We start from the raw sequence: 19,227 nt of genomic DNA on the forward strand, positions 1-19,227 counted from the left end.
AACGTCAATTGTCAAAAGTCCTGTGGCCTGGATCGGTGCTGAAAAAGCACAATCTCGTGCCACTATTGCACAACAGCCTTGTCTTATCCATAGCGTTCGTGCCATCCGCTGCCTTTGAAACCGGCGCGTCCCAGCAAGGGGGCAGCGAGGAAGGGCCGCCCCGCACCGAGGCTGCCGCCCCCCTCCACCGAAGGATGAGAGGGGGGAGCGGCGTTAGCCGCTCAGGGGGTGCTCCGAGTTACGCGGACCCAGAACTCTTCCGCGGCGGGCGTCAGGCGGCGTTTGGGCCGGTACAGGCGCACGTCGAAGCGGATTTCCATGGCCCGGTCGCCGGCCAGCGCCAGGCGCCCGGCCTTGCAATCCGCATGGACCATGGACCAGGGCAGCCAGGCCACGCCCATGCCTTTGTGCACGTATTCGTACTGCGCATCGGCCGAGTCGCACTCCAGAATGCGGTGCAGACGGGGCGCCTGCGGGTTCTGCGACAAATGGTCTTCCACCAGCCGGCCCAGGGCCATGCGGTGGGGAAAGGACAGGTAGGGCACGCTGCCCGGCGCGGCAAAGCTGTGCAAGGCCTGGCCCGCGGCATCGGTGCGCGACACCGGCACCAGCCGGTCGCTGGCGACATGCACATGGGTGAACTGGCGCGCGTCCAGGCGCACGGCAATCGCCGGGTGGTGGTAGAGCAGCGAAAACTGGATTTCGTCCTGCTCCAGCATGGTCACGGTCTCATGCAGGCTGCGCGTCTCCACCGTCAGCGGGTTGGACTGCAGCAAGGGGCCCAGCCGCACCAGCCAGTCGGCGACGATGGTGCGCGCCAGCGTGCGGCCCGTGACCAGCGTGATGGCCCGGGCCTGCAGGCCGGCGATGGCCTGCAGCTCTTCGTGCGACTGGGCCAGCGTGCGCGTCATCAGTCCGCAGGTCTCGAGAAAAGCTTCGCCGGCCGGCGTCAGCCGCACCGGGCTGCTGCCCGACACCACCAGCGCCGTGCCGGTCCAGGCTTCCAGCGCCCGGATGCGCCGACCGAACGCCGGATGGGTCACATGGCGCAGTTCGGCCGCACGGGTGAAGCTGCGCTCCTGGGCCAGCAGGAGAAAGTCCTCCAGCCATTTCATCTGCATGGCTGGCGCTCCGAGGCTCAGCCGCGCGCTTCTAGCGCAGCCTGCTGGAGTATTTCGCGCGTTGCCAGGGCCTGGGTGCGTGCGGCCTGGGCAAAGTCGGCGCCGGACGAGGCGTACAGAATCGCCCGCGAGGAGTTGACGATGATGCTGCCGTGCTCGCGCAGACCGGCCTTGACGGTGGCCACGGCGTCGCCGCCTTGGGCACCCACGCCGGGGATCAGCAGCGGCAGGGTCGGTGCAATTTCGCGCACGCGCTCGATTTCATGCGGGCGCGTCGCGCCGACCACCAGACCCAGCTGGCCGTTGAGGTTCCACGGGCCCTGGGCCAGCGCGGCCACATGCTCGAACACCTTGGGGTTGCCAGGCACATCGGCCAGGGTGCGCGCCTGCAGGTCGTCGCCGCCCGGGTTGGACGTGCGGCACAGCAGGAACGCGCCCTTGCCTTCGTACTTCAGATAGGGCGCGACCGAGTCGAAGCCCATGAACGGCGACAGGGTCACGGCGTCGGCGCCGTAGCGCTCGAAGGCTTCCTTGGCGTACTGCTCGGCCGTGGAGCCGATGTCGCCGCGCTTGGCGTCGAGAATCACCGGCACATGGGGGGCGACGGCACGCATGTGGGCCATCAGGCGTTCGAGCTGGTCTTCGGCGCGGTGGGCCGCGAAATAAGCGATCTGCGGCTTGAACGAGTTCACCAGATCGGCCGTGGCATCGACGATGGCGGCACAGAAGTCGTAGATCTTCGAGGCATCGCCTTGCATCGCGGCAGGAAAGCGGTTGGGCTCGGGGTCGAGCCCCACGCACAGCATGGATTGGTTTTGCGAGCCGGCGTTGCGCAGCATGTCGAGGAAAGTCATGGGGTGCGATTTTAGGCGGCGCGGCGCGGACTGCTGCAATGCCGGTCTTTTTAGCCGGCAGTTCCCATGCAAAAAGCCCGTGCAGGCACGGGCTTTGGCGGGTCGACGCGGGAGGCAATCAGCCGTTTGCGCGCTTCTCGAGGATTTCAAATGCGGGCAAGGTCTTGCCTTCCAGCACTTCGAGGAAAGCGCCGCCGCCGGTCGAAATGTAGCCGACCTGGTCTTCGATGCCGTACTTGGCAATGGCGGCCAGCGTGTCGCCACCGCCGGCGATGCTGAAGGCCTTGGATTCGGCGATCGCCTGGGCGATGGTGCGCGTGCCGTTTTCGAAGGCCGCGAACTCGAACACGCCCACGGGGCCGTTCCAGACGATGGTGCCCGCGGCCTTGAGCTGGGCGGCCAGGCGTGCGGCGGTGTCGGGGCCGATGTCCAGGATCAGGTCGTCGTCGGCCACGTCGGTAGCTGCCTTGACCGTGGCCGGTGCATCGGCGGCAAAAGTCTTGGCCACCACCACGTCGGTGGGGATGGGCACCTGCGCGCCGCGCGCGGCCATGGCATCGATCACGGCCTTGGCCTGGGCCACGAGGTCGGGCTCGGCCAGCGACTTGCCGATCTTCAGACCGGCGGCCAGCATGAAGGTGTTGGCGATGCCGCCGCCGACGATCAGCTGGTCGACCTTGTGCGACAGGGCTTCGAGGATGGTGAGCTTGGTCGAGACCTTGGAGCCGGCGACGATGGCCACCAGGGGCTGGGCGGGCGCGGCCAGGGCTTTTTGCAGGGCGTCGATTTCAGCCGACAGGAGCGGGCCGGCGCAGGCGATGGGCGCGAACTGGGCGATGCCGTAGGTCGTGCCTTCGGCGCGGTGGGCGGTGCCGAACGCGTCGTTGACAAAAATATCGCACAGTGCGGCCAGCTTGTGGGCCAGGGCGGGAGCGTTCTTCTTCTCGCCGACGTTGACGCGGCAGTTTTCCAGCAGCACGACCTGGCCGGGAGCGACCTGCACGCCGTCGACCCAGTTGGCGACCAGCGGCACTTCGCGGCCCAGCAACTCGGCCAGACGCTTGGCCACGGGAGCCAGCGAATCCGCGGGCTGGAACTCGCCTTCGGTGGGACGGCCCAGGTGGCTGGTGATCATCACGGCCGCACCGGCCTTGAGCGCCATTTCAATGCAGGGCACAGAAGCGCGCACGCGGGTGTCTTCGGTGATTTCGCCTGCGTTATTGAGCGGGACGTTCAGGTCGGCACGGATGAAAACGCGTTGTCCTTGGGCTTTGCCCTGGGCACACAGGTCGGAAAAACGAAGAATGTTCATGGCGGCGAATCAGCCTCGCGCAGGAGGCGGTGGTGGTGGAAAGCGCCGCCATTGTAGGCGCCTGCTCGACAGCGCTGCAGGCGCAGGGGGCTTGGCAATCCCCGCAACGGCAACCACGGGTCACTTCCGCCGCCGCAGGGCCGCCCCAAGGCAAATGCATCTGCATCTGGAGGGCTGCGCCCCCAGCGCGCAGCTACACGAAGCGAGCAAGCGTGGGGGCTACATTCACCAGCCCAGGCCGATGTGCAGGGGCAGATACACCGCCATCCCGACCACGATGGTGCCCAGGATGCCGCGGCGCCAGAAGTAGTAGGCCGTGGCGCAGGCCACGGCCGGCAGGCGCGCGTCGAGCAGGGTCTGGATCAGCGCGCCCTGGGTCATGACCAGTTCGGGGGCGATCACGGCCGCCAGCGCGGCCAGCGGTGCGTACTTGAGCCCGCGCTTGAGCCAGTGCGGCATGGGGATTTCTTCTTCGGGGAAGAGGAAGAAAACGCGGGTGATCAGCGTGATCGCTCCCAGGCCAAAACAGGTCAGGGCAAACAGCCACCAGGAATCCATCATGGGCGCTTCTCCTCGTCCAGCGGCAGCACTGGGTGGCGCTCACCGCGCGCGGGATCGGGCGGGCGCAGCGTGGGCGGGCCGGCGCGCCAGTGGCGCAGCTGGCGTTCGGCGCTTTCCATCAGCAGGCCCACGGCCACGGCGGCGGCGATGGCCGCGAGGATGTTGAGCTTGAGCGGCAGCGCAAAGGCGGCCACGGCTGCCGCGGCGGCCACGATGGTGGAGGTCCAGGTGGTGCGGTCGCTGAGCATGGAATACAGCACGCCCAGCAGCGCCAGCACGCCGGCGAAGCCCAGGCCCCAGGACAGGGGCACCTGGTCGGCGAGGAAAATGCCGACCACCGAGCAGCCTTGCCAGACCAGCCAGTTGGTCGAAGCCGCGCCCCAGAAGTAGGGCAACTGGTCGTCCTTGAGCTGGGAATCGGGATAGCGCTTGAGGAAGGCGACAAAAATCACATCCCCGCTGAAGTAGGCCAGCGCCATCCGGTGGCGCCGTGCCAGATGCGCAAAGAACACCCGCCACATGCTGCTCAGGATCACGAAGCGCAGATTCACGCAGGTGGCGGTGAACCAGACCACCCACAGCGGCGCGCCGGCCACCATCAGCGGCAGCACGGCCAGCTGGGCGCTGCCGGCGTAGACCGTGAACGACATCAGCAAGGCCATGGGCACGGACATGCCGCTCTTGACCATGGCCACGCCGGTGACCAGCGCCCAGGCACCGATGCCCACCGAGACGCCGCTCATGTCGCGTATGCCCTGGGCAAAGGCCGGGTCGCGGGCAATGCCGCGGGCGCGCCGCGTCAGGGCGGCGAGTTCAGAGGATGTTTCAGGCGTAGGGGATGCGCTCATGGCGCGGTGTCGAGCTGGGCGCCCACGGGCAGTGCAAAGCCATGCAGGAAGTCGGCCGCGGGCAGGCGCTTGCCGCCCGCGCGCTGCAGCTGGGTAAAGCGCATCGCGCCTTCGCCGCAGGCCACGACCACGCCCGCGGCATCGGCCGCCAGCACCTGGCCGGGCGAGGCCGGTTCGCTGCGGGGCTCGGGCCGGCCTTCGCAGAACTTGATGGTCTCGCCCTGGAACAGGCTGGCGGTGCCGGGGAAAGGCGTGAAGGCACGGACCCGCAGGTCGATGGCCGCGGCCGGCAGGCGCCAATCGATCCAGCTTTCGGCTTTTTCAATCTTGTGCGCGTAGGTGATGCCTTCGGCGGGCTGGGGCGTGCGCGGCAGGCCGCCGCAGGCGCTCATTTCCAGCGCTTCGACGATCAGCCGCCCGCCCAGCAGGGCCAGCTTGTCGTGCAGGCTGGCCGTGGTGTCGGTCGGTTCTATGGGCAGGCGCTCGATCAGGCACATGTCGCCGGTGTCCAGGCCCGCATCCATTTGCATGATGGTGACGCCGGTTTCGGCATCGCCGGCTTCGATGGCCCGGTGGATGGGGGCCGCGCCGCGCCAGCGCGGCAGCAGGCTGGCGTGGATGTTGAGGCAGCCCCGGGCGGGCGCGTCCAGCACCCACTGCGGCAGGATCAGGCCGTAGGCGGCCACGACCATCACATCCGCCTGGGCGGCGGCAATCGCTTCGCGCGCCGCGGCTGCGTCTTCCGGGTATTTGCCGTCCAGGCGCAGGCTGCGCGGCTGGCTCACCGGGATGCCATGGGCGAGCGCGCACTGCTTGACGGGCGAGGCCTGCAGTTTCATGCCGCGGCCCGCGGGCCGGTCGGGCTGGGTCAGTACCAGGGGCACGGAAAAGCCGGCATCCAGCAGACGCTGCAAGGCCACACGGGCAAATTCCGGCGTACCGGCAAAAATGACGTTCATGCAATCACAAGGGGAAAAGCGCGGCCGGCCTCAATGGTGGCGGTCGCTGTCGTTGAAAACTTCGTCGGTGAACATCACACGACGCACCACACCCTGGGGATCGATGTGCACATGGGCCTGGCGTGACGCTCCATTGTCCAGCAAACGGTAAGTCCAGATGTCGCCTTTGAAGCTGGCTACATGCTCGACCAGCGCCGGCGGGCCGAATTGCTGCAAGACCGTGTCGCGCGTGTCGACCCCGTTGCGCAGGGTGAAGAACTGTTCCATGGTCAGCACCTGCTGCACACGGGTCAGGCGCTGCTGGGCGTCGAAATCGAGGTGGTAGACCTGCTGGCCGGCCGGCTGGCGGCTGTAGAGCAGGCGCTGCGCGCCGCCGGGAAGTGCCAGCGTGAGCGTGGGCCGGCCCATGTCCTGCAGCACTTCGGCGCGCGGGGCACCGATTTTTTGCCATTCGGGGACGGCGCAGCCGGCAAGCCAAAGACAGGCCGCGCTCCCCACTGCCCAGCGCGTCCATCGGAGCAACACTGGGCGGGCTTTCATTGCCGGTCCTGCTTTTGCTGCTTGAGCAGCTTGGTCTTGATGCGGTTGCGCTTGAGCGGCGAAAGGTATTCGACGAAGACCTTGCCCAGCAGGTGGTCCATCTCGTGCTGGATGCAGATGGCCAGCATGCCTTCGGCGTCGATTTCGCGCGACTGGCCGCTGCCGTCGAGGGCGCGGACCTTGACGGCCGTCGAGCGCTCGACACCGTCGTAAATGCCGGGCACGGACAGGCAGCCTTCGTCGCCGACCTGCTTTTCGTCGCTGGCCCAGAGGATTTCGGGGTTGATCAGCACCATGGGCTGGTCGCGCTCTTCCGAGACATCGATCACGACCACGCGTTCGTGCACGTCGACTTGCGTCGCGGCCAAGCCTATGCCCTGGGCGTCGTACATGGTTTCGAGCATGTCGGCCACCAGGGCCTGGATGCGCGCATCCACCACGGTGACCGGCTGGGCCACCTTGTGCAGGCGTGGATCGGGATAGCAGAGAATGGGAAGAATTGCCATGGCAGCCAACAAAATGATGTCGCTATTTTCGCCACTTTTGCGGGTATTCGCTGGGCGCTTGTCCAATAATCATTGCTTGATCAAGGCCTTGCACTGAAAATCTGTGAAGCTTTGTTACGTATTATCACGGCGCTGCCTGCGGGGCTGGCGCAGCCGCAGCGACACGCGGGGATGTGCTGCCTGACCAAAAGAGGGATTGACATGACGGCATTTGCCAACGCTCGGGCCTGGGGTATGGGGGGCGCGCTGCTTGCTGCGCTGACCGCCGTGCACGCCCAAAGCTATCCGGTAACGGCCACGCAGCGCGCCACGGCCCAGCAGGTGGCGCAGCAGGGTGTACCGCTCGCGGAACTGTCACCCACGGCGCCGGACAGCTATACGGTGCGCTCGGGCGACACCTTGTGGGGCATTTCCGGCCTGTTTCTGCGCCAGCCCTGGCGCTGGCCGGAGCTGTGGGGCATGAACCTGTCGGCCATTGCCAACCCCCACCTGATCTATCCGGGCCAGGTGCTGTATCTCGACAAGAGCAATGGCTATGCCCGCTTGAGCACCCGCCAAGGCGATGGCTCGTCCACGGTGAAAGTGTCGCCGCGCACCCGCAGCGAAAGCCTGGCCGACCTGGCCTTGCCGACCCTGCCAGCCCATGTGATCGAACCTTTCCTGGTCCAGCCCCTGGTGGTGGATGCAAAGGCGCTGCTGCAGGCCCCGCGGGTGGTGGCCACCACCGACGAGCGCGTGATCATGGCCAGCGGCGACCGCGCCTATGTGCGCAGCAGCGGCGGACCGCAGCTCACGCGCGAGCCCGGTGAGCCACGCTCCTGGCGTCTGTTCCGTAACGCGGTGGCGCTGAAGGATCCCGACAACGGGGAAATTCTGGGTTATGAAGCCCAGTACCTGGGTCAAGCCGAGCTGGTCGCGGGTGAAAGCACCATGAGCGTGCGCAATCCCAAGGGGGCACTGCTGCAAACCCAGGTGCCGGCCACGGTCGACATTCGCAAATCCACGGGCGAGATCCGTGCCGGCGACCGGCTGCTGCCCGCGCCCGAGCGCAGCTACTCGAACTATGTGCCGCATGCGCCCCAGACCGACGTGGCGGCGCGCGTGGTGTCGCTTTACGGCGATTCCGCGCTGAAATACGCCGCGCAAAACCAGGTGGTGGCCATCAACCGTGGCACCCGGGACGGCATGGCGGCGGGCCAGGTGCTGGAGCTGGTCACCCAGGGCGAAGTGATCAAGGACAAGACCGGTGACCGGCGCGATCGGGTGCAACTGCCGCGCGAACACAATGGCCTGGCCATGGTCTTTCGCACGTTCGACCGCGTGTCCTACGTGCTGATCCTGGACGTGCGCCTCGGCGTGGTGGTGGGGGATCATCTGGTGACGCCAAGGTGATATGAAGCACCCCCTGAGCCGCTCACGCCGGATGGCCGGCCCCGGCTCCCCCCTCTCATCCTTCGGTGGAGGGGGCGCCCGGCTAGGGGCGGCAGCCTCGCTTGCTGCCCCCTTGCTGGGCCGAGCCAGTTGCATGGGCTGTTGTTCGTGCATGCGCTGAGAAAAAAATACCAACTACGCTTGCCCATCGCGTGTGGCGCGCGCATCATGAAAAATTGAGTTGTCGGTGCCGAGGAGAAGACCTTGGACTCTGTTGAACTGTCAGCCTGGCTGAGGTTGTCGCTCACACCGGGCATCAACCGGACTGTGGCCCGGCGTCTGCTTGCGCAGTGCGGATCGGCGTCCGCGGTGTTCGAGCAGCTTCCCACGGCCCTGCTCACGCCTGCGCAAACCACGGCCCTGCGGACCTTGTCCGCGCAGCAGCAGCAGACGCTGCAGGCCACGCAGCAATGGCTGCAGTCCCCGCCCGCAGGGCTGGTGCACGCGGTGATCACGCTGGGCGATGCGCGCTACCCCGTGGGCCTGCTGGAAACCGCCGATCCGCCGCTGCTGCTGTACGTCGCTGGCGCGGCCGAGATGTTCTCGGGCGCCGGACCTGTGTTTCCGCCGCAGCAGGCGCTGGCCATGGTCGGCAGCCGCAACCCCACTGCCCAGGGCGCCATCGATGCACTGGCGTTTGCCCGCGAGTTGCGCGCGGCCGGCCTCAGCATCGTGTCGGGCATGGCCCTGGGCATCGATGCCGCCGCGCACACGGGGGCACTGGAGGCCGACTGCGCGGTGCCAGGCGCCGGTCCGGCCACGATTGCCGTGCTGGGCACGGGCCTGGACCAGATCTATCCACGCCGGCATGAGGCGCTGGCGCAGCGCATTGCCCGCCAGGGCCTGCTGGTCAGCGAGTACCCCTTGGGCACGCCACCGCTGGCCGCCCATTTCCCCCAGCGCAACCGCATCATCGCGGGCCTGGCGCAAGGCACGCTGGTGGTCGAGGCGGCGCTGGCGTCGGGCTCGCTGATCACCGCGCGCCTGGCCGTGGAGCAGGGCCGTGAAGTGTTTGCCATTCCCGGCTCCATCCACGCGCCGCAGTCGCGCGGCTGCCACGCCTTGATCCGCCAGGGCGCCAAGCTGGTGGAGACGGCGCAGGATGTGCTCGATGAACTGCAGGGCCTGCCCCTGCGCCAGCCCGTACCGCCGCCCCGCGTGACAGCCCCGCCGCCTGCCAGTCCGGTCCATGGGGGTCTGTTGTCGGCCCTGGGTTTTGGCCCGCTCGGCCTGGATGAACTGGTGGCGCGCACCGGCTGGGATGCGGCGCACCTGCAGGCGGCCTTGCTGGAGCTGGAGCTCGCGGGGAGGGTGGCAAGACTGCCGGGTGGATTGTTCCAGCGGCTGGAGAGGGGTTAGCCTCCACGCTCCACAGCCCATGAAACTGGCGCGGCCCAGCAAGGGGGCAGCGAGCAAGCGCCGTCGCGCAGCGAGGCTGCCGTCCCCCTCCACCGAAGGATGAGAGGGGGAAGACGCGTCAGCGGCTCAGGGGGTGCTTATTTTTTTCAAGCCTGCAACCGTTCCGGATTGGCTTCGATCTTGGCCAGGGCGTCGCGTGTGGCGCGCAGGGTCAGGCCTTCGGCGTCATACCATTGCAGCAGGCCCGATTGCAGATAGCTGGCCAGCCGCTGTAGCGGCATCAAATAGCACTGCCCGTCCAGCGTGGCAAACAGGTGCAGCTGGCGCTGGTTGCTGCGCCAGGCGTATTGCACTTGCACGCTGGCGCCGTTGTGGTCGAGCGTGAACCAGCTGCCGGGCTGCAGGGCGCAGGCCCATTCGCGCAGGGTGGGGTCGACCGGGCTGGCGGTGCTGGCCATTACATGAAGGCCGACGATGTCCACGCCCAGCAGCATTTCGATGTTTTCGGCCGACAGCGGCGTGTCGTCCTGCGGCCCGTCTTCGGTCATGAAGTCTTCCAGGCGGCTCAGGCGCTGGGCCATGATCTCCAGGTCCTCGGGCGCAATCGCCGCCGTCTTGGCGATGAAAGCTTCGGCCAGGGTATCGGTGAGCCGCTTGATCTGCTCGGCCTGCACGCCGGTATCCATGCCCACCAGCGTCAGGCCTTCGCGCAGACGCTGCAGCAAATGGGGCAGGCTGCGGATCAGCTGCGCACGCTGCTGGCGCGTGGGCTTGGCGCTGCCGGCCCAGACCAGATCGCTGGCGGTCTGCTTGAACGCCAGGGTGTGTGCGTGGGCCGGGCCGTGGCGCACGGCCGACAGCGCCAGCACTTCGGCCCAGACGCGGAACAGGAAGTCGCGCAGTTCGTCGCGTACCGGCATGTCCTTGAGCAGTCGGCGCAGCTCTATCGTGTACTGGATGGTCAGCGTTTCCTTTTGCTCGACCTGCTGGGCCAGGGTGATGATGCGGGTCTTGGACTGCTCCTGCGTAAGGTAGCGGGCCAGAAAATCCTCGAACTCCTGGTGGGTCAGCACGAACACCCGCTGGCCGGTTTCAGGGTATTGCTCGATGATTTGCACCAGTCGGCGGATCTCGGCTTCCAGCGCATTGCCGCCCATGCTGGTCGCGTCGAAGCCCATCACGCAGGCGCCCATGCGGTCGATGAGCAGGCGTGCGGGGTGCTCCAGGTTGCTGAAGAATTCCGGCTCGGCCAGTGCCACGCGCAGCACCGGCAACTGCAGGCGGGCAAACCACACGCGTATCGACGGCGGAATGCGGTCTTCGGCCAGGATGCTCTGGAACATCAAGGCCACGACTTCGATGGCGGCCCGTTCGCTGGGCACCGAAGTCTGCTGCTTCCAGACATTGGAGCGCTGGCGCAATGCCTGGGCCAATTGGACAATATCGATGTCGATGGCGGCACGGCCCGAGGGCAGCGGAACGTAGTCGCTGGCATCCTGCAGGCTCTGGTCGGCGAGCGCCTGGGCCAAAGGCTGCGAGGCGGGTTCTGCCCGGCCTGGCGCGGCCCGGCCTGGCGTGGCCCGGCCTGGCGTGGCCCGGCCTGGCGCCCGCGCCGCGAGGCCGCCCGCCGGCTGGACCAGCTGGCGCAGCTGCTGGAGCACATCCTGGGCGCGCTGGCGTGCGCGCAGCAGCGGATGCCGGGGGACTGGAATGGGGCTGGCGGCAGCGGCAGGGGACCCGGCTGCGTGCAACGGCAAAGGCGTGGTGTCCGGGTTGCGGCGTATCGTGGTCAGGTCCTTGGACGGAGGCACGTTCTGGCGGTCGTAGAGCTGGTGCAGCGCCGCGTACTGGGCTTGCAGCAGCTCGCCCAAGGCCGTCTGCAGCGGGGCCGTGAGGCTTTGCAGATCGGTGCGTGGCAAGTCACAGTTTTGCCACTGGACGACCAGCAGCTGGCAGAAAGTCTCGGGGCGCAGCAAGTCGTCGGCGGCCAGTTCCTGGCGCTGCAGCCACTGGCTGCGCAGCCGCAGGGCTTCGAAGCTGTTGCCGGCCAGCTCGCTGGCTGCCAAGGCCAGGCGGGAGGCCTGAATCTGGTTTTCGATGGCATCGTCGCTGAGCAGCTCGAACGTGCCGGGTTGCGTCAGGCTGGCGTGGCGGGAAGGTGGGGCCGGCCGGATGGATTCCGCCAGCGCCGCGTTCAATGCGCTGCAGCAGGCTTGTACCCAGTCGGTCCGCAGCAGGCGAAAGCGTTGCCTGGCCGCCTGGCGGTCCTGCATTTCGCGCTGGGTGCCGACCTGGTCGGCGAGCTCGCAGAGAAACGCGTCCAGTTGCGCGGCCAGGCCCGGCAGCGCCTGGACCAGGCCTTGCACCAGTTGCTGGCGTGCCTTGTGCACCAGGCCAACGGCCTGGGCGGAGGACAACGTAGGGAGGGCCGCCGGCATGGTCCCTACTTTCACGCAGCCAGGCGCTGCGCGCCTAGACCGAGGCCCCTGCGTTGGGGTCGTTGGCGTCGTGGTCCTTCTTCGGCGACTTCACCAGGTCTTCGCGCGTGACGCCCAGCCACATGGCGATGGCGGCGGCGACGAACACCGAGGAGTAGATGCCGAACAGAATGCCGATGGTCAGCGCCAGTGCGAAGTAGTGCAGGCTGGGGCCGCCAAAGAAGAACATGGACAGCACCATGGCTTCGGTCGAGGCATGGGTGATGATGGTGCGGCTCATGGTCGACGTGATGGCGTGGTCGATCACTTCGTGCGTGTTGAGCTTGCGGAACTTGCGGAAAGTTTCGCGGATCCGGTCGAAAATCACCACCGATTCATTGACCGAGTAACCCAGCACGGCCAGGATGCCGGCCAGCACCGCCAGTGAGAACTCCCACTGGAAGAAGGCGAAGAAGCCCAGAATGATCACGATGTCGTGCAGGTTGGCAATGATGGCCGCGACCCCGAACTTCCACTCGAAGCGGAACGCCAGGTAGATCACGATGCCAAGAACCACCATGCCCAGGGCCATCAGGCCGTTGTGCATCAGTTCTTCACCGACCTGCGGGCCGACGAACTCGGTGCGGCGCAAAGTCACTTCGGGATCGGCGGCCTTGAGCGCAGTGAGCACCTGCTCGCTTTGCTGGGCCGAAGTCACGCCCTTTTGCACCGGCAGACGGATCATCACGTCGCGCGAGGTGCCGAAGTTCTGCACGATCACGTCGGCGTAGCCCAGTTTCGTGACCGTTTCGCGGACCTTGCCCACGTCGGCTGTCTGGACGTAGGCCACTTCCATCACGGTCCCGCCCGTGAACTCGACCGACAGGTGCAGGCCGCGGCTGAACAGGAAGAACACGGCCAGCACGAAGGTCAGCAGGGAAATCGCGTTGAGGATCAACGCGTATTTCATGAACGGGATGTCTTTTTTGATGCGGAAGAATTCCATGGTCTTCCTCCCTTATTTCTTGGACGCTACCGAGCGCAACTGTGATGCGTCCTCGGGCTTCCAGATTTGACCGATCGAGATTTGCTTGAGCTTCTTGCGGTTGCCATACCAGAGGTTGACCAGGCCGCGCGAAACGAAAACCGCCGAGAACATGCTGGTCAGAATGCCGATGCAGTGCACCACGGCAAAGCCGCGCACCACGCCCGAGCCAAAGGCCAGCAAGGCCAGACCGGCGATCAGCGTGGTCACGTTCGAGTCCAGAATGGTCGACCAGGCGTGCTGGTAGCCCGCGCTGATGGCCGCCTGCGGCGAAGCGCCGGCACGCAGTTCCTCGCGGATGCGCTCGTTGATCAGCACGTTCGAGTCGATCGCCACGCCCAGGGCCAAGGCCATGGCCGCGATGCCGGGCAGGGTCAGCGTGGCTTGCAGCATGGACAGGATCGCCAGCAGCAGCAGCACGTTGATCGACAGCGCGACGGTCGAGAAGATCCCGAACATCATGTAGTAAACGCACATGAAGACGGCAATCGCCACCATGCCCCAGACCACGGAGTGGATGCCGCGGTCGATGTTGTCGGCGCCCAGGCTGGGGCCGATGGTGTATTCCTCGATGATTTCCATGGGCGCGGCCAGCGAGCCGGCGCGCAGCAGCAGCGAAGTGTCGTTGGCTTCCATGGTCGTCATGCGGCCGGAAATCTGCACGCGGCCGCCGCTGATTTCGGCGCGGATCACGGGCGCCGTCACGACTTCGCCCTTGCCCTTTTCGAACAGCACGATGGCCATGCGCTTGCCCACGTTCTCACGCGTGATGTCCTTGAAGATGCGCGAGCCCTTGGCATCGAGCGTCAGGTTCACGGTGGGCTCCTGGGTCTGGCCGTCAAAGCCAGGCTGGGCGTCGGTCAGGTTTTCGCCGGTCAGGATGACCTGTTTCTTCACGATCACCGCCTGGCCGCTGCGGTCCAGGTACTTCTCGGCGCCGAAAGGCACGGGGCCCGAGCCCATTTCGGCGGCGCGCGCTTCGGCGGACTCGTCCACCATGCGCACTTCCAGCGTGGCCGTGCGGCCCAGGATGTCCTTGGCCTTGGCCGTGTCCTGCACGCCTGGCAGCTGGACCACGATGCGGTCCAGGCCTTGCTGCTGGATCACCGGTTCGGCCACGCCGAGTTCGTTGATCCGGTTGTGCAGGGTCACGATGTTCTGCTTGAGCGCCTGCTCCTGCACCCGGCGCATGGCTTCGGGCTTGATGGCGGCGCGCAGACGGAATTCGCTGCCGTCGGGCTGGCTGGTGACCAGCAGGTCGGGGTACTGGTCGGCGATCAGGTTGCGTGTGGCCGTCAGCGTGGCTTCGTCGCGCAGGCGGATTTCGATGGACTGGCCGTCGCGCGAAATGCCGCCGTGGCGGATGCCCTTGTCGCGCAGCGAAGTGCGCAGGTCGCCGGTGAAGGACTCGGCCTTCTTGGTCAGCGCGGCCTGCATGTCCACTTGCAGCATGAAGTGCACGCCACCGCGCAGGTCCAGGCCCAGGTACATGGGCTTGGCGCCGATGGCGGTGAGCCAGGCGGGCGAGCGCGACACCAGGTTCAGCGCCACGATGTAGGCGGGATCATTGGCATCGGGCACCAGGGCCCGCTGGATCACGTCCTTGGCCTTGAGCTGCTCGTCGGGCGTGTTGAAACGCGCGCGCACCGAGTTGCCTTCGAGCTCCAGGACGTCGGGCGTGACGTTGGCGGCCTTGAGTGCCTCTTCCACACGCTGCAGCACAGCGTTGTCCACCTTGACGGAGGTCTTGACGGAAGACACCTGCACGGCAGGCGCTTCACCAAAAAAATTGGGCAGGGTGTAGAGCACACCCACCAGCAGCGCGATCACGATGATCGCGTATTTCCAGACCGGATATCGGTTCATGATCGCGCTCGTATCTCTCAGAAAGCACAATGGGCACGGCGTCCTGCGGTCAGGTGCCGTGCCAGGAAGAAGACAACAGGGTCTTCGACTGCGAAAAAATTACTTGACCGAACCCTTGGGCAGCACTTGCGTCACGGCGCTGCGTTGCAGCTGCACGGTCACGCCGGAAGCGATCTCGACCTGGACGAAGCCATCGGACAGGCCCGTGACCTTGCCGATCAGACCGCCGACCGTGGCGACTTCGTCACCCTTGGCCAGGGCGTCGATCATGGCGCGGTGCTCTTTCTGGCGCTTCATCTGGGGACGGATCATCACGAAGTACAGCACCACGAACATCAGCACCAGCGGCAGCATGCCGGTGAGCGAACCCATGATGCCGGTGCCCTCGGCGGCAGCGGCAGGGGCGGTCTGGGCAAAAGCAGAAGAAATAAACACGGCGAAGACTCCACAAATGGATGGTCAAAAAAAATGGCTTCCTGTCCGGTTGCGCGACTGCGCACCGAATGGGTAACGGAACATTGTATGCGGGCGTTTCTGCGCGACTACAGGCCCGACCCGTAGGCCTTTGGGTTTTTGGCAGCCGCTGGAGTGATTTGTTCTGGCTGCTGGTTTCCGGTGTCGCACATTTTGCTCGCAGCGTCTGATGCTATCAAAATTGATTTCCGCCCACCACAAATAGCACGCCCGCCCAGGCTTGGGGCCGGGCGGGCGTGACAAGTTCCCCAAAGGGCGCGTTTCAGTGCGCTACGGCGTCGCGTGCCGGCACTGCTGCAGCGTCCGCAGCCGCTGGCTTGCGCCATTGCTCCAGCAACTTGGCGTGCTTGGCGCGGGCCGCTTCGAGGTGGCGTTCCTTCACATGGCCGTAGCCCCGGATGTCTTCGGGGACGCTGGCGATTTCCACGGCCAGCGCCAGGCGCTCGGCGCTCAGGCCTTGCAGCAGCTCGGCGATGTCGGCGCGGTATTGCGCTATCAGCGCGCGCTCGGTACGGCGCTCGGCGGTGTAGCCGAACAGGTCCAGCTTGGTGCCGCGCAGGCCGCGTGCCTTGGCCAGCCAGGTGAAGGCGCTGCGAATCCAGGGCTGGAAGCGCTGCTTGACCAGATGGCCTTGCGCATCCTTCTTGGCCAGCAGCGGCGGCGCCAGGTGGTGGACCAGCTTGTAGTCGCCTTCAAACATCTGCTCGAGCTTGGCGGTGAAGGCCGGGTCGGTGTGCAGGCGGGCCACTTCGTACTCGTCCTTGTAGGCCATCAGCTTGAACAGATAGCGCGCCACGGCTTGGGACAGGCGTGTGCCCTTGTCCAGCGCCTGTTCGGCGGAATGCACCTGGTCGACCAGCGCCTTGTAGCTGCCGGCATAGGCCGCGTTCTGGTAGCCCGTGAGGAATTCCACGCGCTTGACGACGATTTCCTCCAGGCCAGGTTTTTTCGCGAAGTGGATGACCTGCGTGGCCTGGTACAAGGCCTGCACGGCTGCCAGGTCGTGGGCGCAGCGGCGGCCCCATTCGAACGCCGCCTGGTTGTTCTCGACCTGCACGCCGTTGAGTTCCATGGCGCGCATCAGCGCTGCGTGCGACAGCGGCACCCGGCCTTTTTGCCAGGCATAGCCCAGCAGCAGCGGGTTGGCATAGATGCTGTCACCCAGCAATTGCACGGCCGCCTGTTCGGCGTCCAGGCTGCCGACCAGGCCGGCGCCGACAGCGCTCTCGATGGCGCTGGCGCAGTTGCCGCCGGGGAACTGCCAGTCCGGGTCGTGCACGAAGGCGGCCGTGGGCGTGGCATGGGTGCTGAGGGCGACGAAAGTGCGGCCCGGCTGCATCACGGCCAGCGTGGACTTGTGGGCCGCGACGATGGCGTCGCAGCCAATCACCAGGTCGGCCTTGGCGGTATCGACCTTGGTGGTGTAGATGGCTTCAGGCCGGTTGGCGATCTGGATGTGGCTCCAGGTGGCGCCGCCTTTCTGGGCCAGTCCGCCCGCGTCCTGCGTGACCACGCCCTTGCCGTCGAGGTGGGCGGCCATGCCCAGCAGCGAGCCTATGGTGATCACGCCCGTGCCGCCGACGCCGCCGACGACGATGCCCCAGGCGCTCTCGGCGACCGGCAATACGGGCTCGGGCAGCGGGGGCAGCAGCGACAGCTGGCCTTTCTTTTCCTTCTTGGGCTTTCTGAGCTTGCCGCCCTCGACGGTGACGAAGCTGGGGCAAAAGCCCTTGAGGCAGGAGTAGTCCTTGTTGCAGCTGTTCTGGTTGATGCGGCGCTTGCGGCCGAAATCGGTGTCCACCGGCTCGACCGACAGGCAGTTGGACTGCACCGAGCAGTCGCCGCAGCCTTCGCAGACCAGCTCGTTGATGACCACCGTGCGGTCCGGCGTGGCCAGGGTGCCGCGCTTGCGGCGGCGGCGCTTTTCGGTGGCGCAGGTCTGGTCGTAGATCAGTGCCGTGCAGCCGGGAACGTCGCGCAGCTCGCGCTGGATGCGGTCGAGCTCGTCACGGTGGAAGACTTCGACGCCCGCGGGCAGGTCGTCGAGCAGTTCGGGGTGGCCGGCGCGGGCCGCGCTGCCCGTCACATGGTGGGTGCGGCCCACGTATTTTTCGGGCTCGTCGGTGACCACCACCAGCTTGACCACGCCTTCGGCGCGCAGGCTGTGGGCGATCTGGGCGACCGAGTGGCCTTCAGGCCGTTCGCCCACCTGCTGGCCGCCTGTCATGGCGACAGCATCGTTGTAGAGAATCTTGTAGGTGATGTTGACGCCGGCGGCGATGCTCTGGCGTATCGCCAGCAGGCCGCTGTGGAAGTAGGTGCCGTCGCCCAGGTTGGCGAACACATGGGACTCGGTGGTGAACGGCTGCTGGCCGACCCAGGTCACGCCTTCACCGCCCATCTGGGTGAAGGTCGACGTGTTGCGGTCGGGCATCCAGGTGGTCATGTAGTGGCAGCCGATGCCGGCCACGGCGCGCGAACCTTCGGGCACGCGGGTGCTGGTGTTGTGCGGGCAGCCGCTGCAGAACCAGGGCTGGCGCTCGCCGGTCTCGACCAGGGGCGCGGCCAGGGCGCGCTCGCGTGCGTCGATGATGGCGATGCGCTGGTCCATGCGGGCCAGGATGTCGTCCGGCACGCCCAGCTTCTTGAGGCGTTTGGCGATGGCCTTGGCGATGATGGCCGGCGTGAGGTCGGCCTTGGGGCGCAGCAGCCAGTTCTGGCTGGGGTTGGGCTGGCTCCATTCGCCGCCGGTCTGGTCGCCATCGCCCTCGTCGAACTTGCCCAGCACGTTGGGGCGCACATCGGCGCGCCAGTTGTAGAGCTCTTCCTTGATCTGGTATTCGATGACCTGGCGCTTCTCCTCGACCACCAGGATTTCCTGCAGGCCCTGGGCGAAGTCGCGCGTGATCGTGGCTTCGAGCGGCCAGACCACGTTGACCTTGTGCACGCGTATGCCCAGATGGCGGCAGACGTCGTCGTCCAGGCCCAGGTCGACCAGCGCCTGGCGCATGTCGTTGTAGGCCTTGCCGCTGGCAATCAGGCCGAAGCGGTCATTGGGGCCTTCGACCACGTTGTGGTTGAGGCGGTTGGCGCGCACATAGGCCAGGGCCGCGTACCACTTGTAGTCCATCAGCCGGGCTTCCTGCTCCAGCGGTGCGTCGGGCCAGCGGATGTGCAGGCCGCCGGGCGGCATGATGAAGTCCTCGGGCAGGACGATGTTCACGCGGTCGGGCTCGATGGAGACGCTGGACGAGGACTCGACCACTTCCTGGATGGTCTTCATGCCCGACCACAGGCCCGAGAAGCGGCTCATGGCGATGGCATGCAAGCCCATGTCGAGGATGTCCTGCACATTGCTGGGGAAGAACACCGGCGTGCCGCAGGCCTTGAAGATGTGGTCGCTCTGGTGCGCGGCCGTGCTGCTCTTGCTGATGTGGTCGTCGCCGGCGATGGCCAGCACGCCGCCATGCTTGGCGGTGCCGGCCATGTTGGCGTGCTTGAACACGTCGGAGCAGCGGTCCACGCCCGGGCCCTTGCCGTACCAGATGCCGAACACGCCGTCGAACTTCTTGGTGTCGGGGTAGATGTCGAGCTGCTGCGTGCCCCAGACGGCGGTGGCGGCAAGTTCTTCGTTGACGCCGGGCTGGAAAACGATGTCGTGCTGGGCCAGGTGCTTCTTGGCGGCCCACAGCGACTGGTCGTAGGTGCCCAGGGGGGAGCCGCGGTAGCCGCTGATGAAGCCGGCGGTGTGCAGACCGGCGGCGGCGTCGCGCTGCTGCTGCAGCATGGGCAGGCGAACCAGGGCCTGCACTCCGCTCATGAAAGCGCGGCCATGGGCCAGCGCATATTTGTCATCGAGCGTGACGGTCTCGAGCGCACGCCGCACGTGCTCGGGCAAAGGGGCATTCATGTATTGTCTCCATCGATATGGAAG

General features: G+C 66.5%; 15 protein-coding genes. 2 read left to right on the forward strand and 13 right to left on the reverse strand.

What is annotated here, in order from left to right:
• Window positions 1–221: 221 nt before the first annotated feature.
• The 8 genes from N0K08_RS12965 to def all read right to left on the reverse strand — a co-directional run bounded on the left by N0K08_RS12965 (window position 222) and on the right by def (window position 6,701).
• Window positions 222–1,121 (reverse strand): LysR substrate-binding domain-containing protein, encoded by a 900-nt coding sequence (locus N0K08_RS12965; RefSeq protein WP_261500795.1) that lies wholly within the window; start codon window positions 1,119–1,121, stop codon window positions 222–224.
• 17 nt (window positions 1,122–1,138) lie between these two features.
• Window positions 1,139–1,975: an orotidine-5'-phosphate decarboxylase gene (gene pyrF, locus N0K08_RS12970; protein ID WP_261500796.1), complete on the reverse strand. Its 837-nt coding sequence runs from the start codon at window positions 1,973–1,975 to the stop codon at window positions 1,139–1,141.
• 118 nt (window positions 1,976–2,093) lie between these two features.
• A complete protein-coding gene (locus N0K08_RS12975; protein WP_261500797.1) occupies window positions 2,094–3,287 on the reverse strand; it encodes a phosphoglycerate kinase in 1,194 nt (397 codons plus the stop codon).
• A gap of 225 nt (window positions 3,288–3,512) precedes the next feature.
• A complete protein-coding gene (locus N0K08_RS12980; protein WP_408642947.1) occupies window positions 3,513–3,848 on the reverse strand; it encodes an AzlD domain-containing protein in 336 nt (111 codons plus the stop codon).
• Complete coding sequence (locus tag N0K08_RS12985; protein ID WP_261500798.1) at window positions 3,845–4,696, reverse strand: AzlC family ABC transporter permease; 852 nt, start codon at window positions 4,694–4,696, stop codon at window positions 3,845–3,847. Before N0K08_RS12985 ends, N0K08_RS12980 begins: the two co-directional genes overlap by 4 nt.
• Complete coding sequence (gene fmt, locus N0K08_RS12990; protein WP_261500799.1) at window positions 4,693–5,655, reverse strand: methionyl-tRNA formyltransferase; 963 nt, start codon at window positions 5,653–5,655, stop codon at window positions 4,693–4,695. Before fmt ends, N0K08_RS12985 begins: the two co-directional genes overlap by 4 nt.
• 30 nt (window positions 5,656–5,685) lie before the next feature.
• Window positions 5,686–6,195 carry a hypothetical protein gene (locus tag N0K08_RS12995; protein WP_261500800.1) on the reverse strand — a complete coding sequence of 170 codons (510 nt, stop codon included), beginning with the start codon at window positions 6,193–6,195 and terminating at the stop codon, window positions 5,686–5,688.
• A complete protein-coding gene (gene def / locus N0K08_RS13000; protein ID WP_261500801.1) occupies window positions 6,192–6,701 on the reverse strand; it encodes a peptide deformylase in 510 nt (169 codons plus the stop codon). Before def ends, N0K08_RS12995 begins: the two co-directional genes overlap by 4 nt.
• A 201-nt stretch (window positions 6,702–6,902) precedes the next feature.
• Between def and N0K08_RS13005 the strand changes: the two genes are divergently transcribed.
• A complete protein-coding gene (locus N0K08_RS13005) occupies window positions 6,903–8,093 on the forward strand; it encodes a LysM peptidoglycan-binding domain-containing protein (protein WP_261500802.1) in 1,191 nt (396 codons plus the stop codon).
• A 243-nt stretch (window positions 8,094–8,336) separates the two neighbouring features.
• Window positions 8,337–9,491 carry a DNA-processing protein DprA gene (gene dprA, locus N0K08_RS13010; RefSeq protein ID WP_261500803.1) on the forward strand — a complete coding sequence of 385 codons (1,155 nt, stop codon included), beginning with the start codon at window positions 8,337–8,339 and terminating at the stop codon, window positions 9,489–9,491.
• A gap of 146 nt (window positions 9,492–9,637) precedes the next feature.
• On the opposite strand, the gene N0K08_RS13015 is transcribed toward dprA, so the two are convergent.
• The 5 genes from N0K08_RS13015 to N0K08_RS13035 all read right to left on the reverse strand — a co-directional run bounded on the left by N0K08_RS13015 (window position 9,638) and on the right by N0K08_RS13035 (window position 19,203).
• Window positions 9,638–11,929: a DUF1631 domain-containing protein gene (locus N0K08_RS13015; RefSeq protein ID WP_261500804.1), complete on the reverse strand. Its 2,292-nt coding sequence runs from the start codon at window positions 11,927–11,929 to the stop codon at window positions 9,638–9,640.
• Window positions 11,930–11,963: 34 nt separating this feature from the next.
• Entirely contained in the window at window positions 11,964–12,914 is a 951-nt protein-coding gene (secF, locus tag N0K08_RS13020; RefSeq protein ID WP_261500805.1) for a protein translocase subunit SecF, read from the reverse strand.
• Between the two features lie 12 nt (window positions 12,915–12,926).
• Complete coding sequence (gene secD / locus N0K08_RS13025; protein ID WP_261500806.1) at window positions 12,927–14,819, reverse strand: protein translocase subunit SecD; 1,893 nt, start codon at window positions 14,817–14,819, stop codon at window positions 12,927–12,929.
• A gap of 99 nt (window positions 14,820–14,918) precedes the next feature.
• Window positions 14,919–15,254, reverse strand: coding sequence for a preprotein translocase subunit YajC (gene yajC / locus N0K08_RS13030; protein ID WP_261500807.1), 336 nt, complete (start codon window positions 15,252–15,254; stop codon window positions 14,919–14,921).
• Window positions 15,255–15,555: 301 nt separating this feature from the next.
• A complete protein-coding gene (locus N0K08_RS13035; RefSeq protein ID WP_261500808.1) occupies window positions 15,556–19,203 on the reverse strand; it encodes an indolepyruvate ferredoxin oxidoreductase family protein in 3,648 nt (1,215 codons plus the stop codon).
• Between the last annotated feature and the right edge of the window lie 24 nt (window positions 19,204–19,227).

This window comes from Acidovorax bellezanensis, assembly GCF_025421555.1.
GTDB classification, from domain to species: Bacteria; Pseudomonadota; Gammaproteobacteria; order Burkholderiales; family Burkholderiaceae_C; genus Comamonas; species Comamonas bellezanensis.